This is a genomic window from Yersinia sp. 2541 StPb PI, from assembly GCF_052217145.1.
Taxonomy (GTDB): domain Bacteria; phylum Pseudomonadota; class Gammaproteobacteria; order Enterobacterales; family Enterobacteriaceae; genus Yersinia; species Yersinia enterocolitica_E.
Genome location: NZ_JAZGQB010000001.1, coordinates 3,606,673 through 3,629,534, shown reverse-complemented (window position 1 = coordinate 3,629,534; position 22,862 = coordinate 3,606,673). Strand labels below are relative to the sequence as shown.

Here is a 22,862-nt window from a genome sequence, read left to right as displayed (position 1 = left end):
ATGGGCCTGAAAAATTTTCTTGAGAAAATAGAGCACCACTTTGAAGCGGGTGGCAAATTAGAGAAGTACTATCCGCTATATGAAGCCGCAGCCACTATTTTCTATACGCAGGGCAAAGTAACACCGGGTGCTTCCCATGTACGAGATGCAATCGACCTGAAAAGGATGATGATTCTGGTATGGCTGGCGGTATTCCCAGCCATGTTCTGGGGCATGTATAACGTAGGGCTACAGGCCATCCCGGCGCTAAACCAACTCTACAGTGGCGCGGAACTGCAACAGATTATAGCCAGTGACTGGCATTACTGGTTGGCACAAATGCTAGGGGCGTCATTGGCTCCAGATGCTGGCTGGGCAAGCAAAATGGTGCTGGGGGCGGTTTATTTTCTGCCTATCTATGCCGTTGTGTTTGTGGTCGGTGGTTTTTGGGAAGTGGTATTCTCTATTGTCCGCAAGCATGAAATCAACGAAGGTTTCTTTGTCACCTCGATTCTGTTTGCCCTGATAGTCCCTCCCACATTGCCATTATGGCAAGCAGCACTTGGGATCTCTTTCGGTGTGGTTATTGGTAAAGAGATTTTTGGTGGCACTGGGCGTAACTTCCTCAACCCGGCACTGGCTGGGCGTGCTTTCCTATTCTTTGCTTATCCGGCACAGATATCCGGTGATTTGGTGTGGACTGCCGCTGATGGTTTTTCTGGTGCAACTCCATTGTCACAATGGAGTGTCAACGGTAGCCACAGTTTGGTTAATACCATTACTAATCAGCCTATTACGTGGATGGATGCTTTCCTCGGTAATATTCCCGGATCTATTGGCGAGGTCTCTACGCTGATGATCCTGATTGGCGGTGCCATTATTCTTTTCGGCCGCATCGCCTCGTGGCGGATTGTGGCTGGGGTCATGATTGGCATGATTGCTACGGCCTACCTATTTAACTGGGTTGGTTCCACTACCAATCCGTTATTTGCCATGCCGTGGTATTGGCATCTGGTACTCGGTGGTTTCGCTTTCGGGATGATCTTTATGGCGACCGACCCAGTGTCGGCTTCCTTTACCAATAAAGGGAAATGGTGGTATGGCGGCTTGATTGGTGCGATGTGTGTGTTAATCCGCGTCGCTAATCCAGCTTATCCCGAAGGAATGATGCTGGCGATCCTGTTCGCCAACCTGTTTGCACCGCTGTTTGACTATGTGGTTGTTCAGGCCAACATCAAGCGGAGGAAAGCGCGTGGCGAGTGATAAACCAAGAAATAATGACAGCATCAGCAAAACGTTGCTGGTGGTAATTGTGCTCTGTCTGGTGTGTTCTGTGGTGGTTTCTGGTGCGGCTGTTGGTTTGAAAGCCAAGCAGCAGGAGCAACGGCTATTAGACAAACAGCGCAATATTCTAGCGGTGGCGGGTTTGTTGCAACCAAGAATGCCGGCAGAAGACGTTCAGCGGGAATTTGCGCTGCGCATTGAACCACGGCTGCTGGATTTGCAAAGCGGTGCGTTTATTCAACAAGATCCGGCAACCTTTGATCGTGCTCAGGCACTGCGTAGTGACCAAATGAGCATTGCCCTAACGCCCGCACAGGATATTGCTGGCATCCGCCGGCGCGCGAATGTCGTTGAAATTTATCTGGTACGTGGTGAAAGCGGGCAAATCAACAAGATAGTTCTCCCTGTTTATGGCTCCGGTCTGTGGTCAATGATGTATGCCTTTGTTGCCATCGACACTGACGGCAAAACGGTGCGTGGTATCACCTACTACGATCAGGGTGAGACCCCAGGGCTGGGAGGCGAGGTTGAGAACCCAATTTGGCGTAATCAATGGATTGGTAAGCGGCTATTTGACGAGCAAGGCCAACCGGCTATTCGGATTGTTAAAGGGCGCGCACCGGCTAATGATCCTCATGCGATCGATGGTCTGTCAGGTGCAACCTTGACCTCTAATGGGGTGCAAAACAGCTTTGATTTTTGGCTCGGTGAAAACGGCTTTGGCCCGTTCCTGAAAAAAGTGCGCGAAGGAGCGTTAAAAAATGGCTGATAGCAAAGAGATTAAACGGGTTTTATTTGGGCCGTTATTTGATAACAACCCGATAGCCTTACAGATCCTTGGCGTTTGTTCCGCGCTGGCGGTGACCACCAAGCTGGAAACCGCATTAGTGATGACGCTGGCCGTTACCTTGGTAACGGCGTTCTCCAGTTTCTTTATCTCACTGATTCGCAATCATATTCCAAACAGCGTGCGCATCATTGTTCAGATGGTGATTATTGCCTCGCTGGTGATTGTGGTCGATCAGATCTTACGGGCTTATGCCTATGAGATATCCAAACAGCTATCCGTATTTGTCGGCCTGATTATTACTAACTGTATTGTGATGGGGCGTGCTGAAGCTTATGCGATGAAATCGCCGCCGATTGAAAGCTTTATGGATGGTATTGGTAATGGTTTGGGTTACGGCGTAGTGCTGGTGTTGGTGGGTTTTGTCCGCGAACTGATTGGCTCCGGCAAATTATTTGGAGTAACAGTATTTGAAACCGTCCAGAACGGCGGGTGGTATCAGCCGAACGGATTGTTCCTGTTGGCACCAAGCGCATTCTTTATCATTGGTTTGCTGATTTGGGGTCTACGTACCCTGAAACCTGCGCAGATTGAGAAGGAGTAATTGACGATGGAACATTACATCAGTCTGTTTGTCCGCGCGGTGTTTGTGGAGAATATGGCGTTAGCATTCTTTTTGGGGATGTGTACTTTCCTCGCTGTTTCCAAGAAAGTGTCGACCGCCTTTGGCCTTGGTATCGCGGTAACGGTGGTATTGGGTATCTCAGTACCTGCGAATAATCTGGTTTATAACCTGGTGCTGCGTGATGGCGCATTGGTTGAAGGGGTTGATCTTAGTTTCCTCAACTTCATCACCTTTATTGGTGTTATTGCCGCCATAGTGCAGGTGTTGGAGATGATTCTCGATCGCTATTTCCCGGCACTTTATAACGCATTGGGTATTTTCCTGCCACTGATCACCGTCAACTGCGCCATCTTCGGCGGCGTCTCCTTTATGGCGCAACGAGATTACAACTTCCCTGAGTCCATCGTTTATGGCTTTGGTTCGGGTATCGGTTGGATGCTGGCGATTGTGGCCCTCGCAGGTATTCGCGAAAAAATGAAATATGCCAATGTGCCTGCGGGCTTACAGGGGTTAGGGATCACCTTTATCACAACCGGATTGATGGCCTTAGGGTTTATGTCTTTCTCCGGTGTGAATTTATAAAGGCAGGAATAATTCATGGAAATAATTCTGGGCGTAGTGATGTTCACCCTCATCGTACTGGCATTGACGGTGATGATTCTATTTGCCAAATCAAAATTGGTGAATACCGGTGATATTACCGTTGATGTTAATGATGATGCGGACAAAAGTTTTACCGCTCCGGCAGGGGATAAGCTGCTCAACATGCTTTCCAGCCAAGGTATTTTCGTTTCTTCAGCTTGTGGTGGTGGCGGTTCCTGCGGGCAGTGCCGCGTGACAATTAAAGAAGGTGGCGGGGATATCCTGCCGACGGAACTTTCACATATCTCAAAGCGTGAAGCGAAAGAAGGCTGCCGGTTAGCTTGCCAGGTTAGCGTTAAGCAAAATCTGAAAATTGAATTGCCAGAAGAAATCTTTGGGGTGAAAAAGTGGGAGTGTGAAGTTATCTCTAATGATAATAAAGCCACATTTATCAAAGAACTGAAACTGAAGATTCCAGATGGTGAAGTGGTGCCATTCCGTGCCGGTGGTTTTATCCAAATAGAGGCCGAACCGCATACTGTTAAATACGCGGACTTCGATGTGCCTGATGAATATCGCGGTGATTGGGATAAATTCAATCTGTTCCGGTTCGAGTCAGTGGTCGTTGAACCAACGGTGCGTGCCTACTCGATGGCAAACTACCCGGAAGAGCGTGGCATTATCATGCTTAACGTGCGTATTGCCACGCCACCACCGTCAGTTCCTGATGCACCGCCAGGTATTATGTCCTCTTATATCTGGTCACTAAAACCCGGTGATAAGGTGACTATCTCTGGTCCATTTGGTGAGTTTTTTGCCAAAGATACCGATGCCGAGATGGTCTTTATTGGCGGTGGGGCGGGTATGGCACCGATGCGCTCGCATATTTTTGATCAGCTTAAGCGGCTACATTCGAAGCGTAAAATCAGTTTTTGGTATGGTGCGCGTTCACGGCGTGAAATGTTCTATGAAGAAGATTTTGACCAGTTACAGGCTGAGAATGATAATTTCCGTTGGCACGTTGCATTATCAGACCCACAGCCGGAAGATAATTGGACGGGATATACCGGCTTCATTCATAACGTGTTGTTAGAAAATTACCTTAAAAATCATCCGGCACCGGAAGATTGTGAATTCTATATGTGTGGCCCTCCGATGATGAATGCGGCAGTTATCAAGATGCTGAAGGATCTCGGTGTGGAAGACGACAATATTATGCTTGATGATTTTGGTGGCTGATTTGCCATTACACGGCTTTTTACTGCAATTGGGGATATTGTGCAGAAACAGATAACACATTGGTTCATGGCAGTGGTGGGGATTTTGCTGCTCACAGGATGTGGTCCTGAGCAAGTGAATCTCGAAGGTAAAACCATGGGAACTTCATATTCAATTAAGTATATGAGTGACTCATCCACACCCAGCCCAGAGAAGTTACAGCAGGAAATAGACCGCGAGTTGGAACAGGTTAATGACCAGATGTCGACATATCGGCCCGACTCTGAATTGAGTCGCTTCAATCAAAGTCGTGCCGTGAATACACCTTTCGCGGTTTCAGCGGCGACGGCTAAAGTCGTGCGTGAGGCTATTCGCATTAATCGCCTGACCGATGGGGCGCTGGATGTCACCGTCGGACCTTTGGTTAACTTATGGGGCTTTGGTCCTGAAGGGCGGCCAGATGTTGTTCCTACTGAGGCTGAAATTGCCAAACGTCGGGCATGGGTCGGTATTAATAATCTGGCCGTAGAAAATGGTGCCTTGCTCAAACGGATCCCTGAGTTGTATGTTGATCTATCCTCTATTGCCAAGGGATATGGGGTCGATGTTGTAGCCGAATATCTGGAAACGCAAAATATCACCAACTATATGGTTGATATCGGAGGGGAAGTACGGACTCGTGGCAATAATGGGGAAAATAAACCTTGGCGCATTGCGATAGAAAAACCTGTCGCAGGTTCTGCGCAAAGTGCTCAAGAGGTTATCGAACCTGGACGTATGGCGATAGCAACCTCAGGGGATTATCGTAATTACTTTGAACAGAATGGTGTGCGTTACTCACATACGATTGACCCGGATACTGGCCGACCAATTAACCACCGATTAGTCTCAATTACTGTTTTGGACCCAAGCTGTATGACCGCAGATGGACTGTCGACTGGGTTAGATGTCCTTGGGCCAGAAAGAGGGATGGCACTCGCTAATTTACTGGGTATTCCAGTGTTTATGATAGTAAAAACCGATGAAGGTTTTGAGGAACGCTATTCTGATGCGTTCAAACCTTATCTGCAAAAACGGCCTTGATAGGAGAGGATATGTTGACTGTTTTTATCGCATCCTTTGTCTTTTTTCTATTGGCCATCGGCGGGATGTCGTTAGGTTATATCGTAAAACGTAAAACCTTACAGGGCAGTTGCGGAGGAATAACGGGTTTGGGGATGGAGAAAGTATGTGATTGCCCTGAGCCTTGTGATTCTCGTAAGAAGCGCTTGGCTAAGGAAGCCGCTCGCCAGAAAAAATTGGATCAATACCGTATCCTATAAGATGTGTTATAGATTACGATGCTTTAATGCCGAGCATTCTGTATAAAACGTGGTTATATGCACGACAAGCAAATTTAGACATAACCCCCCAGCCAACTCAGTGTTGACCAGGGGGGTATTTACGCTTTAGTGCTATTCGTGGCTGATTAGTCTACGTCGATAATGCTGTTTTTTCATTTTCTGATTTACGTCTATACCATTGTGGTTGTTCTTTACTTATTTATTCTTACTTACTCACTATACTTTTAAAAAGTGCAGGAGAATCAACCATAACTCCATTTGCCTGTAATTCCCTCGCTTTTTTATAATCTTCGGGAGTATTGATGCCGAAGAAAATAATATGTGCGTTGGTATTCCTTCTAAAACAATCCATCGCCTCTTTATCCCAACTTAATACTGCATCAGAACGCCCTTCGCCCAACGTGTATTTTTCTACCACTTGTACTTTGCGATGTAACTCTAAACCATACCAACGTTCTTTATTATCTGCTGGCAATTCACATTTATGATCCATCGTAATATTAGCTAATTGAGTCCGAGTAAATTTGCGGCTTTCAAATCGATTGATTTTATGTGAGATATCACTGGTTTCATTCACTTTATCCAGTGCTTCCAGATAGTTATCATCCGTAGAGTAAACTCGGGTACGTGCGAAGCGATCTTTTTCTCCTTTGCTGGTTGCGGTAAGCGTCTCTTTTAGGGCTTTGGCAAAGGTTATTGGGTTGGCATCGGGCGATTTAATGTCCAGATAGAATGTCGTGTCAGGATACTTCTTCAGCACTTCATCAAGTGTGGGAATACCTGTGTGTGTGCCAGCCTTCGGTTGAATATGATGTTTCTTATCATAGGCAACGCTCGCATCCACTTTAGCCAGTTGTTGTGCAGTATAACCTGAGATGGTACCGGACTTATCTGTCAACTCTTTGAGGTCTATAGGGCGATACAATACCGGAATATTATCTTTCGATAGTTGTAATGTAATCCATATGGCGTCAGCACCATTAGACAGTGCTTTATCGATAGCCGGTAAGGTATTTTCTGGCGCATCAGCCGTTCCTGCACGGTGGGCAATAATTTGTGGCGCTGCAAGGGTAACAGATTGGGCGTTAACAACAAAGGTAGCGGAAAGGAGTAGGGTAGCCATTATATAATTTCGCATAATATATAGTTTCCATTCATTATCTAATAATGAATTTTATGAGGTGAAGGTTAATCATATAACTAACATTTTTCGACCTTGTCGAATTTAATGGTTTTTTATTAAAAATAAATGACAAAATGCAAAAAAAAACCAATAACAGAATTCAATTCTGTTATATACGTAATTAGTTGGTGTTTTGATTAGGATAATTATGACTCATCGCGGTGGTTATCTTGATATGAATAAATAGGGTGGTATTCATCAACAATAGAATTACATACTGATATTGATGATGTTTATTCCCTGTCGCGGAGTGAGAAAATTCTGTATAAATCTTAAAAACCATTAGTTAAGCAGACAAAGATTGTATTAGTGTGAGGTGAGATTTCACTGGGTTGTTGCACCTTTAAGTGCCAGATTTTAAGAAGGAATACTGTGTGTCGAAATTGCGGGTTGGTGTGATTTTTGGTGGTAAATCGGCTGAGCATGAAGTGTCGTTGCAGTCGGCTAAAAACATCGTAGAGGCGATTGATAAGGAAAAGTTTGATGTCACGCTACTGGGTATTGATAAACAGGGGAAATGGCATGTTAACGATGCATCCAGCTATTTGTTAAATGCAGAGAATCCAGCGCTGATCTCCCTGAATCACTCAAACAGAAATGTAGCGTTGATTCCCGGTCAAGAGCGCCAGCAACTGATTGCGGCGGATAATGCCACAGCATTGGCGCAACTGGATGTTATTTTCCCGATAGTACACGGTACATTAGGCGAGGATGGTTCTTTGCAAGGCTTGCTGCGCATGGCCAATATCCCCTTCGTTGGGTCCAGCGTGCTGGGATCTGCGGTCAGCATGGATAAAGATCTCACCAAGCGGTTACTGCGTGATGCCGGGTTGAATATTGCCCCTTTTATTACGCTGACACGGACAAATAAAGATAATTACAGTTTTGAGCAGATAACGGCAAAACTTGGCTTACCTTTATTTATCAAACCGGCAAATCAAGGCTCCTCGGTTGGGGTGAGTAAAGTACGCAATGCGGCTGAATACCAGCAGGCTGTTACGCTTGCGTTTGATTTTGACCATAAGGTATTAGTTGAATCAGCTATTGTTGGGCGCGAGATTGAATGTGCGGTACTGGGTAATGATAACCCTCGAGCTAGCCTGTGTGGTGAAGTGGTCGTCAGTGATGAATTTTACTCCTACGATACCAAGTATATTAATGAAACCGGTGCTCAGGTGGTTATCCCTGCAGTGATAGACAATGCAGCCAGCGACAATATTCGCGCAGTAGCATTAGCCGCGTTTCGTACGCTTGAATGCCGTGGTCTGGCACGGGTAGATGTCTTTTTAACGCCAGAAAATACCGTTATTATAAATGAAATCAATACACTACCTGGTTTCACTAATATCAGTATGTACCCCAAACTCTGGCGCGCCACGGGAGTCGGTTCTACAGAGTTGATCACAACACTGATTGAACTGGCGTTAGAACGGCATCAGCAAGATAAGTCATTGAAGAGTTCTATTTTTAGCGACCACTAAATGAAGATTGTGGTTGAACCCAGCGGTTGCCTGTAGGCAGCCGTTGCGTTTGGTGATCAGTTCGATCTGCGCGGCAAACGGGCTGGTGTGATTCTTTCGAGAGGTAATGTGGATTTAGGCCGTCTAGCCAGCTTTATCGGCGGGACTTGCTGATATTGGAGAGGACTGAGTAAACAGCTAGCAGGCTAGCCTCCGATAAGCAATCTGAGGCGGGTTGAGGATTAGGATAATCTTGAATTTTTCCGATTTAACTGTATCCTTATACAGTGGTTTGGTTGGGGAAAGATAACATGCGTAAGATTATTCATGTCGATATGGATTGCTTCTTCGCGGCAGTGGAAATGCGCGACGATCCCAGTTTGCGTGATATTCCCATCGCGATTGGCGGCAGCCGCGATCGGCGTGGAGTGATCAGTACGGCCAATTACCCTGCCAGACGTTATGGTGTTCGTAGTGCTATGCCAACGGCGATGGCACTTAAACTCTGCCCACAGCTTAAAGTTATTCCTGGCAGAATGGCGGCTTATAAAGAGGCGTCGCTGCATATCCGTGAAATTTTCGCTCGCTATACCCCGCTGATTGAGCCGCTCTCGCTGGATGAAGCCTATCTGGATGTTTCTGATTGCTCCGCATGCAGTGGTTCTGCCACTTTAATTGCTCAGGAAATCCGTCAAGCCATTTCTGATGAACTGAGTCTGACCGCCTCCGCCGGTATTGCCCCGATAAAATTTCTGGCCAAAATTGCGTCAGATCTGAATAAACCGAATGGTCAATATGTCATCACCCCTAATCAGATTCAGCCTTTCCTGCATGATTTGCCGTTGAGTAAGATTCCTGGCGTGGGGAAAGTGACCGCTAAACGTTTACAAGAACTCGGGTTGGTTACTTGCGGCGAGGTACAAAACTATCCGCAGGCTGAACTATTAAAGCGTTTTGGCAAATTCGGTCATGTGTTGTGGGAGCGTAGCCACGGTATTGATGAGCGGGAAATATCCCCGGACAGATTGCGTAAATCGGTCGGTGTTGAAAGAACGCTGGCGGAAGATATTCATGACTGGGAAAGTTGTGAGGCATTGATTGAACAGCTTTATATTGAACTGGAAACTCGATTACGTAAAGTGAGGCCGGATCTGCATATTGCGCGTCAGGGTATTAAATTGAAATTTCATGATTTTCAACAAACTACGCAGGAGCATGTCTGGCCGGAACTGAATAAGACTGATCTGCTACAAGTGGCGCGCACTGCATGGAATGAACGGCGAGCCGGGCGGGGAGTTCGCTTGGTAGGGCTACATGTCACTTTACTGGATCCACAACTTGAGCGGCAATTATTGCTTAGTTGGGAATAGTATATGCAATAAAAAACGGCGGGTCGAAGCACCGCCGTTATCACATAAAGATCAATCAGATTTGTTTATGCCCGTTCTGGAATGGCTTTTAGCAGGGCGGTCAGTAACTGCCAATATTGACCAACGCTTTCGATATGAACTTGTTCATCCGGTGAATGTGGGCCGGTCATGGTTGGCCCAATCGACACCATATCCATATCCGGGTAAGGTTTTTTGAATAAACCACACTCCAGACCCGCGTGGATAACCATGATGTTCGGTGTTTTGTTGAACAGTTTTTGGTATGTTTCCCGCACCAATGCCATGACAGGAGAGGTTGGGTCCGGCTGCCAGCCAGGGTAACCGCCTTTCGGTAGCGTTTGTGCACCAGCCAACTGACCAATTGCCGTCAGCATGCTCACCACGTAATCTTTGCCGCTGTCGATCAGGGAACGAATCAGACAGATGATTTCTGCTTCGTTCTCATTCATGGTAACCACACCGACATTCAGTGAGGTCTCAACCACGCCTTTAACGGCATCACTCATGCGAATTACACCGTTTGGCGTGGCATTCAGCAGTGCCACTAAACGCTGCTGTGTGTCTTTAGTCAGCGCTTTTGTCTCAGTGGATACCGGTTCGAGCAGGAGTGCCAGATTTTTTTCCACCGCCGCCAGCTCGTTTTTCAACGTTGCCAGATACGCCTGACTAAGGCTTTTCAATTGATCGACTTTATCTGCACTAACTGCCAGGATCACCGAACCCTCACGCGGGATAGCGTTACGCAATGTACCGCCATTGAGGTCCAATACGCGCAGATCCAGATCTTTTGCGTGTTCAAACAGGAAGCGGGCCAGCAGCTTGTTGGCATTGCCTAAACCTAAATGGATATCCGCACCGGAGTGACCACCTTTAAGGCCTTTTAAGGTCAGTTTCAGGGTTTGGAACCCAGCAGGAACGGCTTCGCGCTTCAGGGCCAGAGTGGTGATAAAATCAATACCACCAGCGCAACCCATATAGATTTCACCTTCCTGTTCAGAATCGGTATTAATCAGAATATCGGCTTTCAACCAATTAGGTTGCAGGCCGAAGGCACCATCCATACCGGCTTCTTCGGTCATGGTCAGTAACACTTCCAGTGGGCCATGTTCAACGCTGTCATCAGACAATACGGCCAGCGCAGAAGCCATACCAATGCCGTTATCCGCACCCAATGTGGTGCCACGGGCTTTAACCCATTCACCGTCGATATATGGTTGGATAGGATCTTTGGTAAAGTCATGTACCGTATCATTATTCTTCTGCGGAACCATATCCAGATGAGCTTGCAGCGCAACTGGCTTACGGTTCTCCATCCCTTTGGTAGCAGGCTTACGCAGCAAGATATTACCGACCTTGTCACGCTCAGCGTGCAGACCTTTTTCTTTGGCCCACGTCATAATGTGCTGCGCCAGCGCTTCTTCATGGTAAGACGGATGGGGGATTGAGCAGATTTTTGCGAAAATATCCCACAACGGCTGAGGCGAAAGTTGAGACAGTTCAGACACTGTAAGTCTCCTGTAACAGCATGCTCATATCGGCAACCTCAGGATGAAGATGTCAGAGATGCTATCGGGTTGATGACTAAAGATTTTAAGGGTAGTGACAAACCGCCATCGGAATGGCGAGATGGTTTGAGAATATCACTTTCATCGGCATTACGCGCGTTTCGCCGCACAATTACCGCATTAGACCCGATTAATTAACCCGATAATTGCTGGTTTTTATCCGGCTGGCTCACTATAATCTCGCGCAACCTTTTTTCCCCTTCTGATACATGGCAAGCCACTCCTTTACTGGCTGGGATTACACTTTATGAGCGAAAAATACGTCGTTACCTGGGATATGTTGCAAATTCACGCCCGCAAACTGGCACAGCGTTTACTGCCAGCCGATCAATGGAAAGGGATTATTGCGGTAAGCCGTGGTGGTTTGGTGCCTGCGGGTATTCTGGCGCGTGAGCTGGGTATTCGTTATGTCGACACCGTTTGCATCGCCAGTTATAACCATGATAACCAAGGCGAGCTTAAAGTCCTGAAACGTGCTGAAGGTGACGGCGAAGGCTTTATTGTGATTGATGATTTGGTTGATACTGGCGGCACTGCGAAAGCTATCCGTGAGATGTATCCGAAGGCACACTTTGTTACTATTTTCGCCAAACCTGCTGGTCGCCCATTAGTTGATGATTATGTGGTTGATATTCCTCAGGGCACCTGGATTGAGCAGCCGTGGGATATGGCTGTAACCTTTGTTGCTCCTTTAAGCGGTAAGTAATTTAGTTGGCTTTAAACGCCTGGTCAGCTCCGGGCGTTTCATTTTCTCCGCAGTATGAGTACACTTGACCCCATCTGACCAGCCCTTATCGGGCCTGAATCACGGCTTATGGAGGCTATCGTTACCATGGCACAAGCCAACCTCTCTGAAATTCTGTTTAAACCAAAGTTCAAGCATCCTGAAACTTCAACTCTCGTGCGGCATGCTCACTGCAACCATCCTATGACGGTACATTCTGCCTTGGACGGTGATACCACCAGCCATTGGTATCGGATGATCAACCGTTTGATATGGACCTGGCGCGGTGTTGATCCCCTTGAAATAGAAGAAGTGTTGTCACGCATTGCCTGTTCAAAGGCAGAACACAGCGATAACGAACTGCTAGATACCGTGGTGGGCTATCGCAATGGTAACTGGATTTATGAGTGGGCCCATCAGGGGATGCTGTGGCAGCAAAAAGCCATGGAAGAGACTGACCCATTGAATGCTGGTCAATACTGGTTAAATGCGGCCAATTTATACAGCATTGCGGGTTACCCACATCTGAAAGGTGATGAGCTGGCCGAGCAAGTCGAGGTGTTATCAAACCGCGCCTATGAAGCCGCCGCTGAACACCTGCCGTATAACCTGAAAGAGCTTAATTTCGCGATTTCAGATGGCGGTACGCTGGCGGGGTTCCTGCATATGCCGACTGTTGGCAGTGCGCCATTCCCAACGGTATTGATGTGTGGTGGGTTGGATACATTGCAAAGTGACTATCATCGCCTGTTCCGTGACTATCTGGCCCCGAAAGGGATAGCCATGTTGACGGTGGACATGCCATCGGTGGGGGCTTCGTCGCGTTGGAAGTTAACGCAGGACACCAGTTATCTGCATCAGCAAGTATTGCAGGCATTGCCGGATATCCCTTGGGTTGATCATCAGCGAGTCAGTGTTTTCGGTTTCCGTTTCGGTGCCAACGTAGCGGTGCGCCTGGGGTATTTAGAGCCGCAGCGGGTGCGTGCTGTGGCATGCCTTGGGCCGATTGTGCATTATCTTCTGTGTAACGCTGACAGCCAGCGCCAGGTGCCAGATATGTATATGGATGTTATGGCCAGCCGATTGGGAATGGCTGATGCGGCAGATGAAACGCTTAGAACAGAAATGAACCGCTATTCGCTGAAAACACAGGGGTTGCTGGGGCGGCGTTGCCAAACACCTATGTTGGCGGGCTACTGGGAAAATGATCCATTCAGCCCGAAAGAAGAGGCGAAGTTAATCTGTTCTTCCTCGGCGGATGGCAAGCTATTACCTATATCATCAACGCCGCTGTACGACAATTTCCACCGTGCATTATTGCAAGCCAGTGAGTGGTTAGAAGATAAAATGCGTTAATGAGTTGCTAATTTTTAACAGTTTGCTAAAAAGGATCGTCTATATAAGGAGATTTAAGAATGACGTCGACCAGTGCTCATCCTAAAAGTAAGCTTATGAAACGTTTTGCCGCTTTAGGACCATATCTGCGTGAAGGGCAGTGCCAGAGTGACCATTTTTTCTTTGACTGTTTAGCTGTTTGCGTCAATGTGAAGCTTGCCCCCGAGAAACGTGAGTTTTGGGGCTGGTGGATAGAGTTGGAACCGGCAGAAGACCATTTTACCTACGTTTACCAGTTCGGCCTGTTTAATAAAGAAGGCAGTTGGAAAGCGGAAAAGATTAAAGATCCTGAAATACAAGAGAAACTGGAGACCACGCTGCGTGGTTTCCATAAACGCCTTGCTGAGATGTTGACTTCAATTGAAATGAGATTGGAGCCAGCGCAGCATTTTAGCGATCAGCCGCTGAAGTTGTCCGCTTAGAAGTCTGTTTGTTAATGCCTAATTAAATAGAATATTCCCCCTTTAGCACAATAAAAGGGGGAATTTCTCATTCTGACTGTTGGCATTATGCCTCCCGCCTGCTACAAAGACCCATCCCCTTCGTACATAGAGCCGCAGGGTTGTTAGCTACGTTCATTCACCCGAGTCACATTTGTTCTTACATGAATAAGCTCATCGGGATGAGTTCGCTGGCAGCCATACTGCAACTCCAATTACTTTGGGTATATATTGTTTCTTTAATTCATCCCAATGGCAGAAAAATTATGAGTGGCAGCCAGACATTGGTTGTGAAATTGGGGACGAGTGTTCTGACCGGCGGTTCCCGTCGTCTTAACCGTGCCCATATTGTTGAACTGGTGCGCCAATGTGCCCAGCAACACGCAAAAGGTCATCGTATTGTTATTGTCACCTCCGGGGCGATTGCCGCCGGGCGTGAACACTTGGGTTATCCAGAATTGCCTGCCACTATTGCCTCAAAGCAACTGTTAGCCGCAGTCGGGCAAAGCCGGCTAATCCAGCTCTGGGAACAGCTGTTTTCCATCTATGGCATCCATATCGGTCAGATGTTACTGACCCGTGCTGATTTGGAAGACAGAGAGCGTTTTCTCAATGCCCGTGACACCATGAATGCCTTGCTGGATAACCGCATCGTGCCGGTAATCAATGAGAATGATGCTGTCGCCACCGCTGAAATCAAAGTAGGCGATAACGATAATCTCTCGGCACTGGCAGCCATTCTTGCCGGTGCCGATAAGCTACTGTTACTGACCGATCAGGCGGGGTTATACACGGCTGATCCGCGTAACAATCCTGAAGCTGAGCTTATTCGCGAAGTGCATGGTATCGATGATGCTTTGCGCGGAGTTGCTGGCGATAGTGTCTCAGGCCTTGGCACTGGTGGTATGGCCACTAAACTGCAAGCAGCAGATGTTGCCTGCCGCGCTGGTATTGATGTGATTATTGCCGCGGGCAGTCAGTCCGGTGTTATTGCGAATGTGATTGATGGCACGCCGGTTGGTACTCGCTTCCATGCACTGGAAACCCCGTTGGAAAACCGTAAACGCTGGATTTTTGGTGCACCGCCAGCGGGTGAAATTACGGTCGATGATGGGGCTGTAGCCGCTATTATGGAGCGCGGCAGTTCGCTGCTGCCCAAAGGTATTCGCAGTGTTCAAGGGGATTTCTCCCGTGGTGAAGTGATCCGTATCCGCAATCTTGGCGGGCGGGATTTGGCCCACGGTGTATCACGCTATAACAGCGATGCGCTGCGCATGTTAGCGGGGCATCACTCGCAACAAATCAGTGAAATCCTCGGGTACGAATATGGCCCGGTGGCGGTTCATCGTGACGATATGATTGTTAGCTAAGGAGCGAGCATGAGCATGCTGGAACAGATGGGGAAAGCCGCCAAACAGGCTTCCTGGCAGTTGGCAATGTTGAGCACGGCAAAGAAAAATCAGGCGCTGGCAGTAATAGCTAACCTGTTGGAATCTGAAAGTCAGGCTATTTTGCATGCCAACGAGCAAGATATGCAGGCTGCACGTGATACGGGCATGAGTGAGGCGCTGCTCGATCGGCTGTTATTGACCCCGGCACGCTTAGCGGCTATTGCTAATGATGTGCGTCAGGTATGCCGCCTGAATGACCCTGTGGGCCGCGTTATTGATGGCAGCCTACTTGACAGTGGCTTAAAGCTGGAACGCCGCCGTGTGCCTCTGGGGGTGATTGGTGTCATTTATGAAGCACGTCCTAACGTTACGATTGATGTCGCCAGCCTCTGCTTGAAAACCGGCAATGCCGTGATTTTGCGGGGTGGCAAAGAGACTCATCACACTAATCAGGCAACCGTGAAGGTTATCCAGCAGGCACTGGAACAGTGCGGCTTACCCGCGGCGGCAGTGCAGGCGATTGAAAGCCCTGATCGGGAATTGGTAAATCAGTTACTGCGTATGGATCGCTATGTCGATATGTTGATTCCACGGGGTGGGGCTGGTTTACATAAACTGTGCCGTGAGCAATCAACCATTCCGGTGATTACCGGTGGTATTGGGGTTTGTCATACCTTTGTGGATGAAAGTGCTGATTTTGAGAAAGCGTTATTAGTGATTGAAAACGCCAAAGTTCAGCGGCCAAGTGCGTGTAACTCATTGGAAACCTTGCTGGTTCATCAAGCTATTGCAGAGCGCTTCCTGCCTGTACTCAGTACCCGAATGCATGCCTTTGGCGTGACACTGCATGCCAGCCCGCAGGCGCTGCCGTATCTGACCGAAGGTAAGGCCAAGGTAGTGGCTGTTGAAGCTGCTGATTATGACGATGAATGGTTATCTCTGGATTTGAATGTGGAGATTGTGGCTAATATCAATGCTGCTATTGACCATATTCGCGAGCATGGCACCAGCCATTCTGATGCTATTCTGACCCGCTCACTCAGTAGCGCGGAACATTTTGTCCGGGCGGTGGATTCATCGGCAGTTTATGTCAATGCCAGCACCCGTTTCACCGATGGCGGCCAGTTTGGTTTAGGCGCTGAAGTGGCAGTAAGTACACAAAAACTTCATGCCCGTGGCCCGATGGGGTTGGATGCATTGACAACCTATAAGTGGATTGGCTATGGCGACGATTTAGTGCGTAGCTAATTACCAGATAGAACATATACAGTAAAACGACATCTGGCTGCTGCTGTCGTTTTATTTTTTTCTCTGGTTAATCTCCCTGTGAAGTATCAGCCTTTAAGTGTGAAATAGATCATTATTCGATGTAACGCGTTTATGGCTACTCATCAATTTACCTACCCAAAAATAGACAACCAAACACTTGTTGGGTTGCTTCTGCGTGTATTGTTATCCTCTTGATTATCTATCTTTATTTTTAGTGGAATATCCTTCCTGTCAGAATATTACTATTTAAAACTTATTTTCCTATCGGAAGAACTTGAGTTACCTCACAGAAAATGTGCTGTAACTGCTTGAAAACACGCTTACGATCGTTCTCTCAACTTTGAAATAGAGTAATAAAATACGCTTTACTCTATTTAGTCAAAATAATAAAACAAGCACATGTTTAAAAACAAACAAGTGTCCATTATGACCAGCCGAGAAAAACAAATATTGCAGCTTCTGAGACGAGATCCATTGATCCCCCAGCAAGAAATTGCCGATATTCTAGGCATTAGTCGCTCGGGGGTGGCGGGTCACATTATGAATCTAATGCAAAAAGGTTATATCAAAGGAAAGGGATATATATTATCTGAGCACAGTTATGTGGTGGTGGTTGGCTCGGTAAATATGGATGTTTGTGGTTATGCAGCCAGTAAGCTCATTTATGAAGATTCCAACCCAGGGAAAATAAAATGCACCCCAGGCGGTGTTGGGCGAAATATTGCTGAAAATATTGCGCTATTAGGCAAAGAGTGCCATCTCATCTCGGTGGTGGGAGATGATTTTTATGGTGCGACCCTGATTGATGAGGCTAAACGCGCCGGTGTCAATGTCAGTAATTGCCACAGTTTGCACGGTGAAAATACCTCTACTTATGTTTCGTTACTCGATGATGGTGGCGAAATGTTGGTGGCGATTAATGATATGCGCATATTAGAAAAACTAACGCCGTCATTATTAGCAACCACCAAAGAGATAATTCAACACGCGGGAATATTAGTCGTCGACTGTAATTTAACCGAAGAAGCCCTCTCATGGATATTTACCAATGCCGGTAATGTTCCTGTATTCGTCGATACGGTTTCAGCATTCAAAGCACCCAGAATTAAAAACTGGTTATCCCATATTCACACGCTGAAACCTAATCGTCTGGAAGCAGAGATACTCAGTGGCATGAAAATTAACAGCCACGATGATATTCCGGTGGTGGCGCACTGGTTTCACCAACAAGGCGTCCAGCGCCTGGCATTAAGTATGGGAAAAGAGGGGGTTTATTTCAGTGAAATTGATGGACAGGTTGGCTGGTCATTGCCACTGAATATCAACATTGTGAATGTTACCGGGGCCGGAGACGCGATGATGTCTGGTTTAGCAAGTTGCTGGCTGGATGACATGGAATTTGCTGAGAGTATCCGTTTTGCTCAAGGGTGCTCAGCATTAACGCTCTCTTCGGAACTGACTAATAACCCCAATCTGTCAAATGGCAGTGTTAAAAAACTATTGGAATTACAACCATGACAAATAACGCAATGGCACAATCTTATTTAGATATATCACCAGAGGTTGCACAGGCTTTGGCGCAAAATAAAGCCGTCGTCGCATTAGAATCTACCATTATTTCTCATGGGATGCCTTACCCACAAAATGTAGAAACAGCGTTACTGGTAGAGCAGAAAATTCGTGAGAATGGCGCTGTTCCTGCCACTATTGCCGTTATAAACGGCCGGATGAAAGCGGGCCTATCCCGTGACGAAATAGAATTGCTGGGCAAGGAAGGCCATAGCATTATGAAAGTCAGCCGTCGTGATTTGCCTTTTGTGATAGCAAATGGACAACATGGTGCTACAACAGTGGCTTCCACCATGATTATTGCACAAATGGCGAAGATTAAGGTTTTTGCGACCGGCGGTATTGGTGGTGTACACCGTGGTGCGGCCACCACATTTGATATTTCCGCCGATTTACAGGAGTTGGCGAAAACTAATGTGACGGTGGTTTGCGCCGGCGCTAAATCTATTTTGGACTTAGGTCTAACCATGGAATATCTGGAAACTAATGGGGTGCCGGTTATTGGTTATCAGACTCGGTCACTGCCCGCTTTTTTCTGTCGGACCAGCCCGTTTGAGGTCAGTATTACCTTAGACAGTGCTGAGCAAATTGCGGCAGCAATGAATGCCAAATGGAGTATCGGCCTGCGTGGAGGAATGGTTGTTGCCAACCCCATCCCACCACAATATGCTTTACCCGAAGAGATGATCAATGCAGCCATTGATCAGGCAGTAAAAGAATCAGAAGAGCAGGGGGTTATTGGTAAAGAAAGTACGCCATTCCTGTTGGCCAGAGTAGCTGAATTAACCGGTGGTGACAGTTTAAACGCTAACATACAGTTGGTATTTAATAATGCGCAGTTAGCTGCCAAAATTGCCTGCTCCTATCAGAGCATTATTTAATAAAGAACGGTAACACGCTTTAAATATTGTCCTTATTACAAAATACTTGCTCATATCTTTGAGGTGCCCTGACACATTTGTTGTCCGAGGGGCACCTTTTCGAGCATGAGCTATCTATATAGGAACTTCGAGGTACTTCGGGGGGGTTATGGATTTATTGCGTAGTTTGGCGGGGATATGCATTTTATTGTTTATCGCCTATGTTTTTTCAGTAAATAAAAGAAAGATAAGATTACGGACCGTCGGGGCTGCATTATTATTGCAAATAACATTGGGTGCAGTCATGCTCTATGTTCCTGCTGGAAAGTGGTTTATCTCTTCGATTGCTAATACAGTGAATAGAGTTATTTCATATAGTGACGCAGGTAGCGCATTTATTTTTGGTGGTTTAGTTAGCCCAAAAATGAATGAGTTATTTGATGGCGCCGGTTTTGTTTTTGCTTTTCATGTCCTGCCGGCCATTATTTTCATCACTTCATTAATTTCTATTCTTTATTATCTCGGCATTATGGGATGGCTAATTAATATTCTCGGTTCTATATTTCAAAAGTTACTCGGTATCAGTAAAGTAGAGTCATTTGCCGCTGTCACCACTATCTTCCTTGGTCAGAATGAGATCCCAGCGGTAGTTAAACCCTTTATTAATAAGATGAACAGCAATGAACTGTTTACCGTTATCTGTAGCGGTATGGCATCCATCGCGGGTTCTATGTTGGTGGGCTATGCCGGGCTTGGGGTTCCGATTGAATATTTGTTGGCTGCTTCGTTAATGGCTATCCCTGGCGGGATATTGTTTGCGCGTATTATCAGCCCGGCGACAGAAGAGTCAAAAGTTGAATTCAATGAGATGACATTCAGTGACAAACGCCCTGCCAGTATTATCGAAGCCGCAGCCAGCGGTGCCATGCTGGGGTTAAAAATTGCCGTTGGGGTTGCCACCGTCGTGATGGCATTTGTTGCATTAATTGCGTTAATTAACGGCATTATTGGCGGAATTGGCGGCATCTTTGGTTTCGAACAGCTCAGTCTGGAAAGTATCCTTGGCTATGTGTTCTCGCCTCTGGCTTATATTATGGGCGTATCTTGGGAACATGCTTCACTGGCGGGTGGTTTTATCGGCCAGAAATTAGCCATTAATGAGTTCGTAGCCTATTTGAGTTTCTCTCCTTATCTGAAAGAAACCATAGCGACATTAGATGTAAAAACGATTGCAGTTATCTCTTTTGCGTTGTGTGGTTTTGCCAACTTTGGCTCAATTGCTGTCGTGGTGGGCGCTTTCAGTGCTGTTGCACCCGAAAGATCATCTGAAATTGCGCGCTTAGGATTCCGTGCACTACTGGCGGCAACATTATCTAATCTGATGAGTGCCACAATCGCCGGGCTATTTATTGGTTTGGGGAGTTTATTACCGGGCTAGGCTTATTGATATTTCTTCTGGTGCATTAATCTACTGATAAAAAGGATTAATGCACTAATCAACCCTTTAATCTAGCGGATGGCGCTTGAGATAGTAACTGACTTTATAATCAACCGGATTAAAGGTTATCACCGAAAAATCTACCACGACTCCGTCAGTTCCATTGGATACGGCGAGTAATTGCAGCAGCAGGGTACGTGGGTCGCAATGGAGTTGCAGGGCAAACTCCTGACTGGCGACAATAGGTAAAAATGTCTGCCGGCAACCTTCAATCTGATAATTAGCATGTTTTTCAATAAAGTCATATTTAGATGATTCAAGATGATGGTAAGTTAAATCCGGCATCAGAGAGACTGGCAGATAACTCTCTTCTATCTGAATAATCTGTTTGTCAGCATAACGTAATCGTTTGATATAATATATTTTATCGTCTTGATTGATGTTTAACTGACTGGCAATGTCTTGCGATGCCCTAATAATTTTGAACTCAGAAACTTCAGTATGTGGTGTCTTGCCGAGCATTTTCATCTGTTCGGTGAAACTGTTCAGATGATTATTATCATGTTTAAGATCTTTCCCGATAATAAATGTCCCTCGCCCTTGTTGCCGTTCCAGTAAACCATCTTGAATTAAGACATCCAGTGCTTTTCTGACTGTCATTCGTGATGCACCAAAACGCTCTGCTAACTGAATTTCTGATGGTAAGCAATCACCCAGCGAAATATCCTGATGATTTATTAATTTTCGAATATTTGTTACCAGATTTTTATATACCATTTTTATACCTATTCAGAGGGCGGCTTGTATCATGAATATTTTTGTAATTCATTGATAATTAATTATTAAAATTTCATTGGTATAAAAAATGACTCAAATGTCTAATTTGAGCGTTAATAATGTACAAGTCAGACTGATGATTTAATGCTGCCTGGATCACAAATTTTTATCAATTGCCACGTTCTCTCTCTAGTGCTCTCCGTTTAAGATTAGTTGTAAAGGATATTGGTCTGGTTCAGTCCAACAGCGTATTCAAAGCCTATGCGGGTTTCTTATATCTTGAAATCCTGGGGTGGAAATTAAACTTTCGGTTTTTTTATAAAAATAATTAAAGTAATTCAAGCATCTGCCGATAACTATACTGATACTTATATGCTCATTAAAATAATCTGGGTAGCCAGAGCAATAAATTAAAGATGGGGAATGGCAGGTGAGCGAAACGTCTAAAGAAAATTTTGTCAAAACGAATAAATTAGCGATCTGTGCAATTCTTCGAGATTTAAAGAAGAACGATACCGCAGTGATGGTTATGCATGCGCGCGGACAATTTATCAGCCGTATTCTGGATGTGGTACCTGAGACGAATCAGTTTATTTTTGATTTTGGTAGTGTAGAACACGAGAACCGTCTGGCCCTTGCTGCTAATCAATTGACTATTATTGCAGAACCTACGGGCGCAAAAATTGAATTTACTTGTAATTCACTGAAAGAAATAAAATATTTATCACTACCTGCCTTTAGCTCGGCTATTCCTGAGCAGCTTTATTTTATCCAACGGCGGGAATATTTTCGTGTAAACATTCCTCAATGGCCCCCTTATTATTGTTCTGGGAAATTTACTGATGGCAGTAATTTCTCGTACACATTAGGGGATATTTCCCTGGGGGGCATGGGTCTGTATGCAGTGAAAGGCAGTGAGTTCCCCCTTCAGGAATGCGGTATATTACGAGATGCCTCAGTGGATTTATGTGGTTTTGGTGTTTTTAAGCTGGACCTGCAGTTTATCCGGGCCATTGATAAACAGGTAGTGAATAACAAAGGTGAAACCCTCACAGTACAACGCTTGAGTTTTAAATTTCCTCGTCTGAGTCCAATCCAAGAAAAAGGGCTGCAACGCGCCATTTTTGAGTTAGAGAAACAGCAAACTGCCAAGGCACGAAAATTTCAAGACAGCATCTAGTTTCTGAAAGTATGGGGTGATTACCAACAGTCTGTGTAATAGTGGCAAGGCGGCAGGTATTTAAATTACAGTACCTGCTGTTAATGTAACCTTTTGATTTATTTCTCTCATTTTATGCCCTGATCCTTAATTTCTCCTTTGGGCTATAGTTAATACTATTCAGCTTTTTTGCTGTCGTACGTTTATTGCGTATCGTCAGCCTTTACTCGCCCCTTTTTTATGACTGGATACTTTGGTGTATCCGTCTTTTGCTTTCCACCTTCACTCGGCATTTTTGACAGCATTCTGCCTGTAAGGCGTTTTCTGCTCAATATCACGCGGCTCGCACGGCTCAGGAAGCTCACCTGAGCAATCCGTTTGGATACGCCTTTTAACGGCTATTCCCGACTTTTCATTATGCAG

At 46.1% G+C, this 22,862-nt stretch carries 21 protein-coding genes; 18 read left to right on the top strand and 3 right to left on the bottom strand.

The window, feature by feature from the left end; all coding sequences use genetic code 11:
• From V1953_RS16360 to nqrM, 7 genes are read left to right on the top strand one after another with little or no spacing between them, the layout of a single operon-like run.
• A complete protein-coding gene (locus tag V1953_RS16360; RefSeq protein WP_442851127.1) occupies nucleotides 1–1,242 on the top strand; it encodes an NADH:ubiquinone reductase (Na(+)-transporting) subunit B in 1,242 nt (413 codons plus the stop codon).
• A complete protein-coding gene (locus V1953_RS16355; protein WP_083160142.1) occupies nucleotides 1,232–2,032 on the top strand; it encodes a Na(+)-translocating NADH-quinone reductase subunit C in 801 nt (266 codons plus the stop codon). Before V1953_RS16360 ends, V1953_RS16355 begins: the two co-directional genes overlap by 11 nt.
• Nucleotides 2,025–2,654, top strand: coding sequence for an NADH:ubiquinone reductase (Na(+)-transporting) subunit D (locus tag V1953_RS16350; protein WP_083160140.1), 630 nt, complete (start codon nucleotides 2,025–2,027; stop codon nucleotides 2,652–2,654). The genes V1953_RS16355 and V1953_RS16350 overlap by 8 nt, the downstream gene beginning before the upstream one ends.
• A gap of 6 nt (nucleotides 2,655–2,660) precedes the next feature.
• Nucleotides 2,661–3,257: an NADH:ubiquinone reductase (Na(+)-transporting) subunit E gene (gene nqrE / locus V1953_RS16345; protein ID WP_004392325.1), complete on the top strand. Its 597-nt coding sequence runs from the start codon at nucleotides 2,661–2,663 to the stop codon at nucleotides 3,255–3,257.
• 15 nt (nucleotides 3,258–3,272) lie between these two features.
• Nucleotides 3,273–4,496 carry an NADH:ubiquinone reductase (Na(+)-transporting) subunit F gene (gene nqrF, locus V1953_RS16340; RefSeq protein ID WP_083160138.1) on the top strand — a complete coding sequence of 408 codons (1,224 nt, stop codon included), beginning with the start codon at nucleotides 3,273–3,275 and terminating at the stop codon, nucleotides 4,494–4,496.
• A gap of 39 nt (nucleotides 4,497–4,535) precedes the next feature.
• Nucleotides 4,536–5,558 carry an FAD:protein FMN transferase gene (locus tag V1953_RS16335; protein WP_083160136.1) on the top strand — a complete coding sequence of 341 codons (1,023 nt, stop codon included), beginning with the start codon at nucleotides 4,536–4,538 and terminating at the stop codon, nucleotides 5,556–5,558.
• An 11-nt stretch (nucleotides 5,559–5,569) separates the two neighbouring features.
• Nucleotides 5,570–5,797 (top strand): (Na+)-NQR maturation NqrM, encoded by a 228-nt coding sequence (nqrM, locus tag V1953_RS16330; protein WP_083160133.1) that lies wholly within the window; start codon nucleotides 5,570–5,572, stop codon nucleotides 5,795–5,797.
• Between the two features lie 226 nt (nucleotides 5,798–6,023).
• Here nqrM and V1953_RS16325 read toward each other — a convergent pair whose 3' ends face one another.
• The gene (locus tag V1953_RS16325) at nucleotides 6,024–6,956 is read right to left on the bottom strand and encodes a glycerophosphodiester phosphodiesterase family protein (RefSeq protein WP_442851126.1); all 933 of its coding nucleotides are present in this window, start codon (nucleotides 6,954–6,956) and stop codon (nucleotides 6,024–6,026) included.
• Nucleotides 6,957–7,375: 419 nt separating this feature from the next.
• On the opposite strand from V1953_RS16325, the gene ddlA reads away from it, so the two are divergent.
• On the top strand, nucleotides 7,376–8,482 hold the full coding sequence (gene ddlA, locus V1953_RS16320; RefSeq protein ID WP_083160129.1) for a D-alanine--D-alanine ligase: 1,107 nt from the start codon (nucleotides 7,376–7,378) through the stop codon (nucleotides 8,480–8,482).
• 290 nt (nucleotides 8,483–8,772) lie between these two features.
• Nucleotides 8,773–9,831 (top strand): DNA polymerase IV, encoded by a 1,059-nt coding sequence (gene dinB, locus V1953_RS16315; protein ID WP_083160127.1) that lies wholly within the window; start codon nucleotides 8,773–8,775, stop codon nucleotides 9,829–9,831.
• Between the two features lie 65 nt (nucleotides 9,832–9,896).
• On the opposite strand, the gene pepD is transcribed toward dinB, so the two are convergent.
• Nucleotides 9,897–11,357: a beta-Ala-His dipeptidase gene (pepD, locus tag V1953_RS16310; protein ID WP_083160125.1), complete on the bottom strand. Its 1,461-nt coding sequence runs from the start codon at nucleotides 11,355–11,357 to the stop codon at nucleotides 9,897–9,899.
• Nucleotides 11,358–11,664: 307 nt separating this feature from the next.
• Between pepD and gpt the strand changes: the two genes are divergently transcribed.
• From gpt to V1953_RS16270, 8 genes are all read left to right on the top strand, one after another.
• On the top strand, nucleotides 11,665–12,123 hold the full coding sequence (gene gpt / locus V1953_RS16305; RefSeq protein ID WP_083160123.1) for a xanthine phosphoribosyltransferase: 459 nt from the start codon (nucleotides 11,665–11,667) through the stop codon (nucleotides 12,121–12,123).
• Nucleotides 12,124–12,249: 126 nt separating this feature from the next.
• Nucleotides 12,250–13,497 carry an esterase FrsA gene (frsA, locus tag V1953_RS16300; protein ID WP_372568750.1) on the top strand — a complete coding sequence of 416 codons (1,248 nt, stop codon included), beginning with the start codon at nucleotides 12,250–12,252 and terminating at the stop codon, nucleotides 13,495–13,497.
• Between the two features lie 59 nt (nucleotides 13,498–13,556).
• Nucleotides 13,557–13,958: a sigma factor-binding protein Crl gene (gene crl / locus V1953_RS16295; RefSeq protein ID WP_083160119.1), complete on the top strand. Its 402-nt coding sequence runs from the start codon at nucleotides 13,557–13,559 to the stop codon at nucleotides 13,956–13,958.
• 284 nt (nucleotides 13,959–14,242) lie between these two features.
• The gene (gene proB / locus V1953_RS16290) at nucleotides 14,243–15,346 is read left to right on the top strand and encodes a glutamate 5-kinase (protein WP_083163836.1); all 1,104 of its coding nucleotides are present in this window, start codon (nucleotides 14,243–14,245) and stop codon (nucleotides 15,344–15,346) included.
• Nucleotides 15,347–15,361: 15 nt separating this feature from the next.
• On the top strand, nucleotides 15,362–16,615 hold the full coding sequence (proA, locus tag V1953_RS16285; RefSeq protein ID WP_193784836.1) for a glutamate-5-semialdehyde dehydrogenase: 1,254 nt from the start codon (nucleotides 15,362–15,364) through the stop codon (nucleotides 16,613–16,615).
• Nucleotides 16,616–17,035: 420 nt separating this feature from the next.
• On the top strand, nucleotides 17,036–18,154 hold the full coding sequence (locus V1953_RS16280; protein ID WP_372568751.1) for a PfkB family carbohydrate kinase: 1,119 nt from the start codon (nucleotides 17,036–17,038) through the stop codon (nucleotides 18,152–18,154).
• Nucleotides 18,151–19,086, top strand: a complete 936-nt coding sequence (locus V1953_RS16275) for a pseudouridine-5'-phosphate glycosidase (protein ID WP_083160113.1) — start codon at nucleotides 18,151–18,153, stop codon at nucleotides 19,084–19,086. The genes V1953_RS16280 and V1953_RS16275 overlap by 4 nt, the downstream gene beginning before the upstream one ends.
• Nucleotides 19,087–19,234: 148 nt before the next feature.
• Entirely contained in the window at nucleotides 19,235–20,503 is a 1,269-nt protein-coding gene (locus tag V1953_RS16270) for a NupC/NupG family nucleoside CNT transporter (protein WP_083160111.1), read from the top strand.
• Between the two features lie 66 nt (nucleotides 20,504–20,569).
• On the opposite strand, the gene V1953_RS16265 is transcribed toward V1953_RS16270, so the two are convergent.
• Nucleotides 20,570–21,280 (bottom strand): GntR family transcriptional regulator, encoded by a 711-nt coding sequence (locus tag V1953_RS16265; protein ID WP_083160109.1) that lies wholly within the window; start codon nucleotides 21,278–21,280, stop codon nucleotides 20,570–20,572.
• Between the two features lie 430 nt (nucleotides 21,281–21,710).
• Here V1953_RS16265 and V1953_RS16260 point away from each other — a divergent pair, with 430 nt between their 5' ends.
• Complete coding sequence (locus tag V1953_RS16260) at nucleotides 21,711–22,460, top strand: flagellar brake protein (protein ID WP_083160107.1); 750 nt, start codon at nucleotides 21,711–21,713, stop codon at nucleotides 22,458–22,460.
• Nucleotides 22,461–22,862: the final 402 nt, after the last annotated feature.

Excerpts from the sequence above, each read along its gene's own strand:
- V1953_RS16360 (WP_442851127.1), top strand. The coding sequence starts at position 1 with ATGGGCCTGAAAAATTTTCTTGAGAAAATAGAGCACCACTTTGAAGCG.
- V1953_RS16350 (WP_083160140.1), top strand. The coding sequence starts at position 2,025 with ATGGCTGATAGCAAAGAGATTAAACGGGTTTTATTTGGGCCGTTATTT.
- nqrE (WP_004392325.1), top strand. The coding sequence starts at position 2,661 with ATGGAACATTACATCAGTCTGTTTGTCCGCGCGGTGTTTGTGGAGAAT.
- nqrF (WP_083160138.1), top strand. The coding sequence starts at position 3,273 with ATGGAAATAATTCTGGGCGTAGTGATGTTCACCCTCATCGTACTGGCA.
- nqrM (WP_083160133.1), top strand. The coding sequence starts at position 5,570 with ATGTTGACTGTTTTTATCGCATCCTTTGTCTTTTTTCTATTGGCCATC.
- V1953_RS16325 (WP_442851126.1), bottom strand. The coding sequence starts at position 6,956 with ATGCGAAATTATATAATGGCTACCCTACTCCTTTCCGCTACCTTTGTT.
- dinB (WP_083160127.1), top strand. The coding sequence starts at position 8,773 with ATGCGTAAGATTATTCATGTCGATATGGATTGCTTCTTCGCGGCAGTG.
- gpt (WP_083160123.1), top strand. The coding sequence starts at position 11,665 with ATGAGCGAAAAATACGTCGTTACCTGGGATATGTTGCAAATTCACGCC.
- frsA (WP_372568750.1), top strand. The coding sequence starts at position 12,250 with ATGGCACAAGCCAACCTCTCTGAAATTCTGTTTAAACCAAAGTTCAAG.
- crl (WP_083160119.1), top strand. The coding sequence starts at position 13,557 with ATGACGTCGACCAGTGCTCATCCTAAAAGTAAGCTTATGAAACGTTTT.
- proB (WP_083163836.1), top strand. The coding sequence starts at position 14,243 with ATGAGTGGCAGCCAGACATTGGTTGTGAAATTGGGGACGAGTGTTCTG.
- proA (WP_193784836.1), top strand. The coding sequence starts at position 15,362 with ATGCTGGAACAGATGGGGAAAGCCGCCAAACAGGCTTCCTGGCAGTTG.
- V1953_RS16280 (WP_372568751.1), top strand. The coding sequence starts at position 17,036 with ATGTTTAAAAACAAACAAGTGTCCATTATGACCAGCCGAGAAAAACAA.
- V1953_RS16275 (WP_083160113.1), top strand. The coding sequence starts at position 18,151 with ATGACAAATAACGCAATGGCACAATCTTATTTAGATATATCACCAGAG.
- V1953_RS16270 (WP_083160111.1), top strand. The coding sequence starts at position 19,235 with ATGGATTTATTGCGTAGTTTGGCGGGGATATGCATTTTATTGTTTATC.
- V1953_RS16265 (WP_083160109.1), bottom strand. The coding sequence starts at position 21,280 with ATGGTATATAAAAATCTGGTAACAAATATTCGAAAATTAATAAATCAT.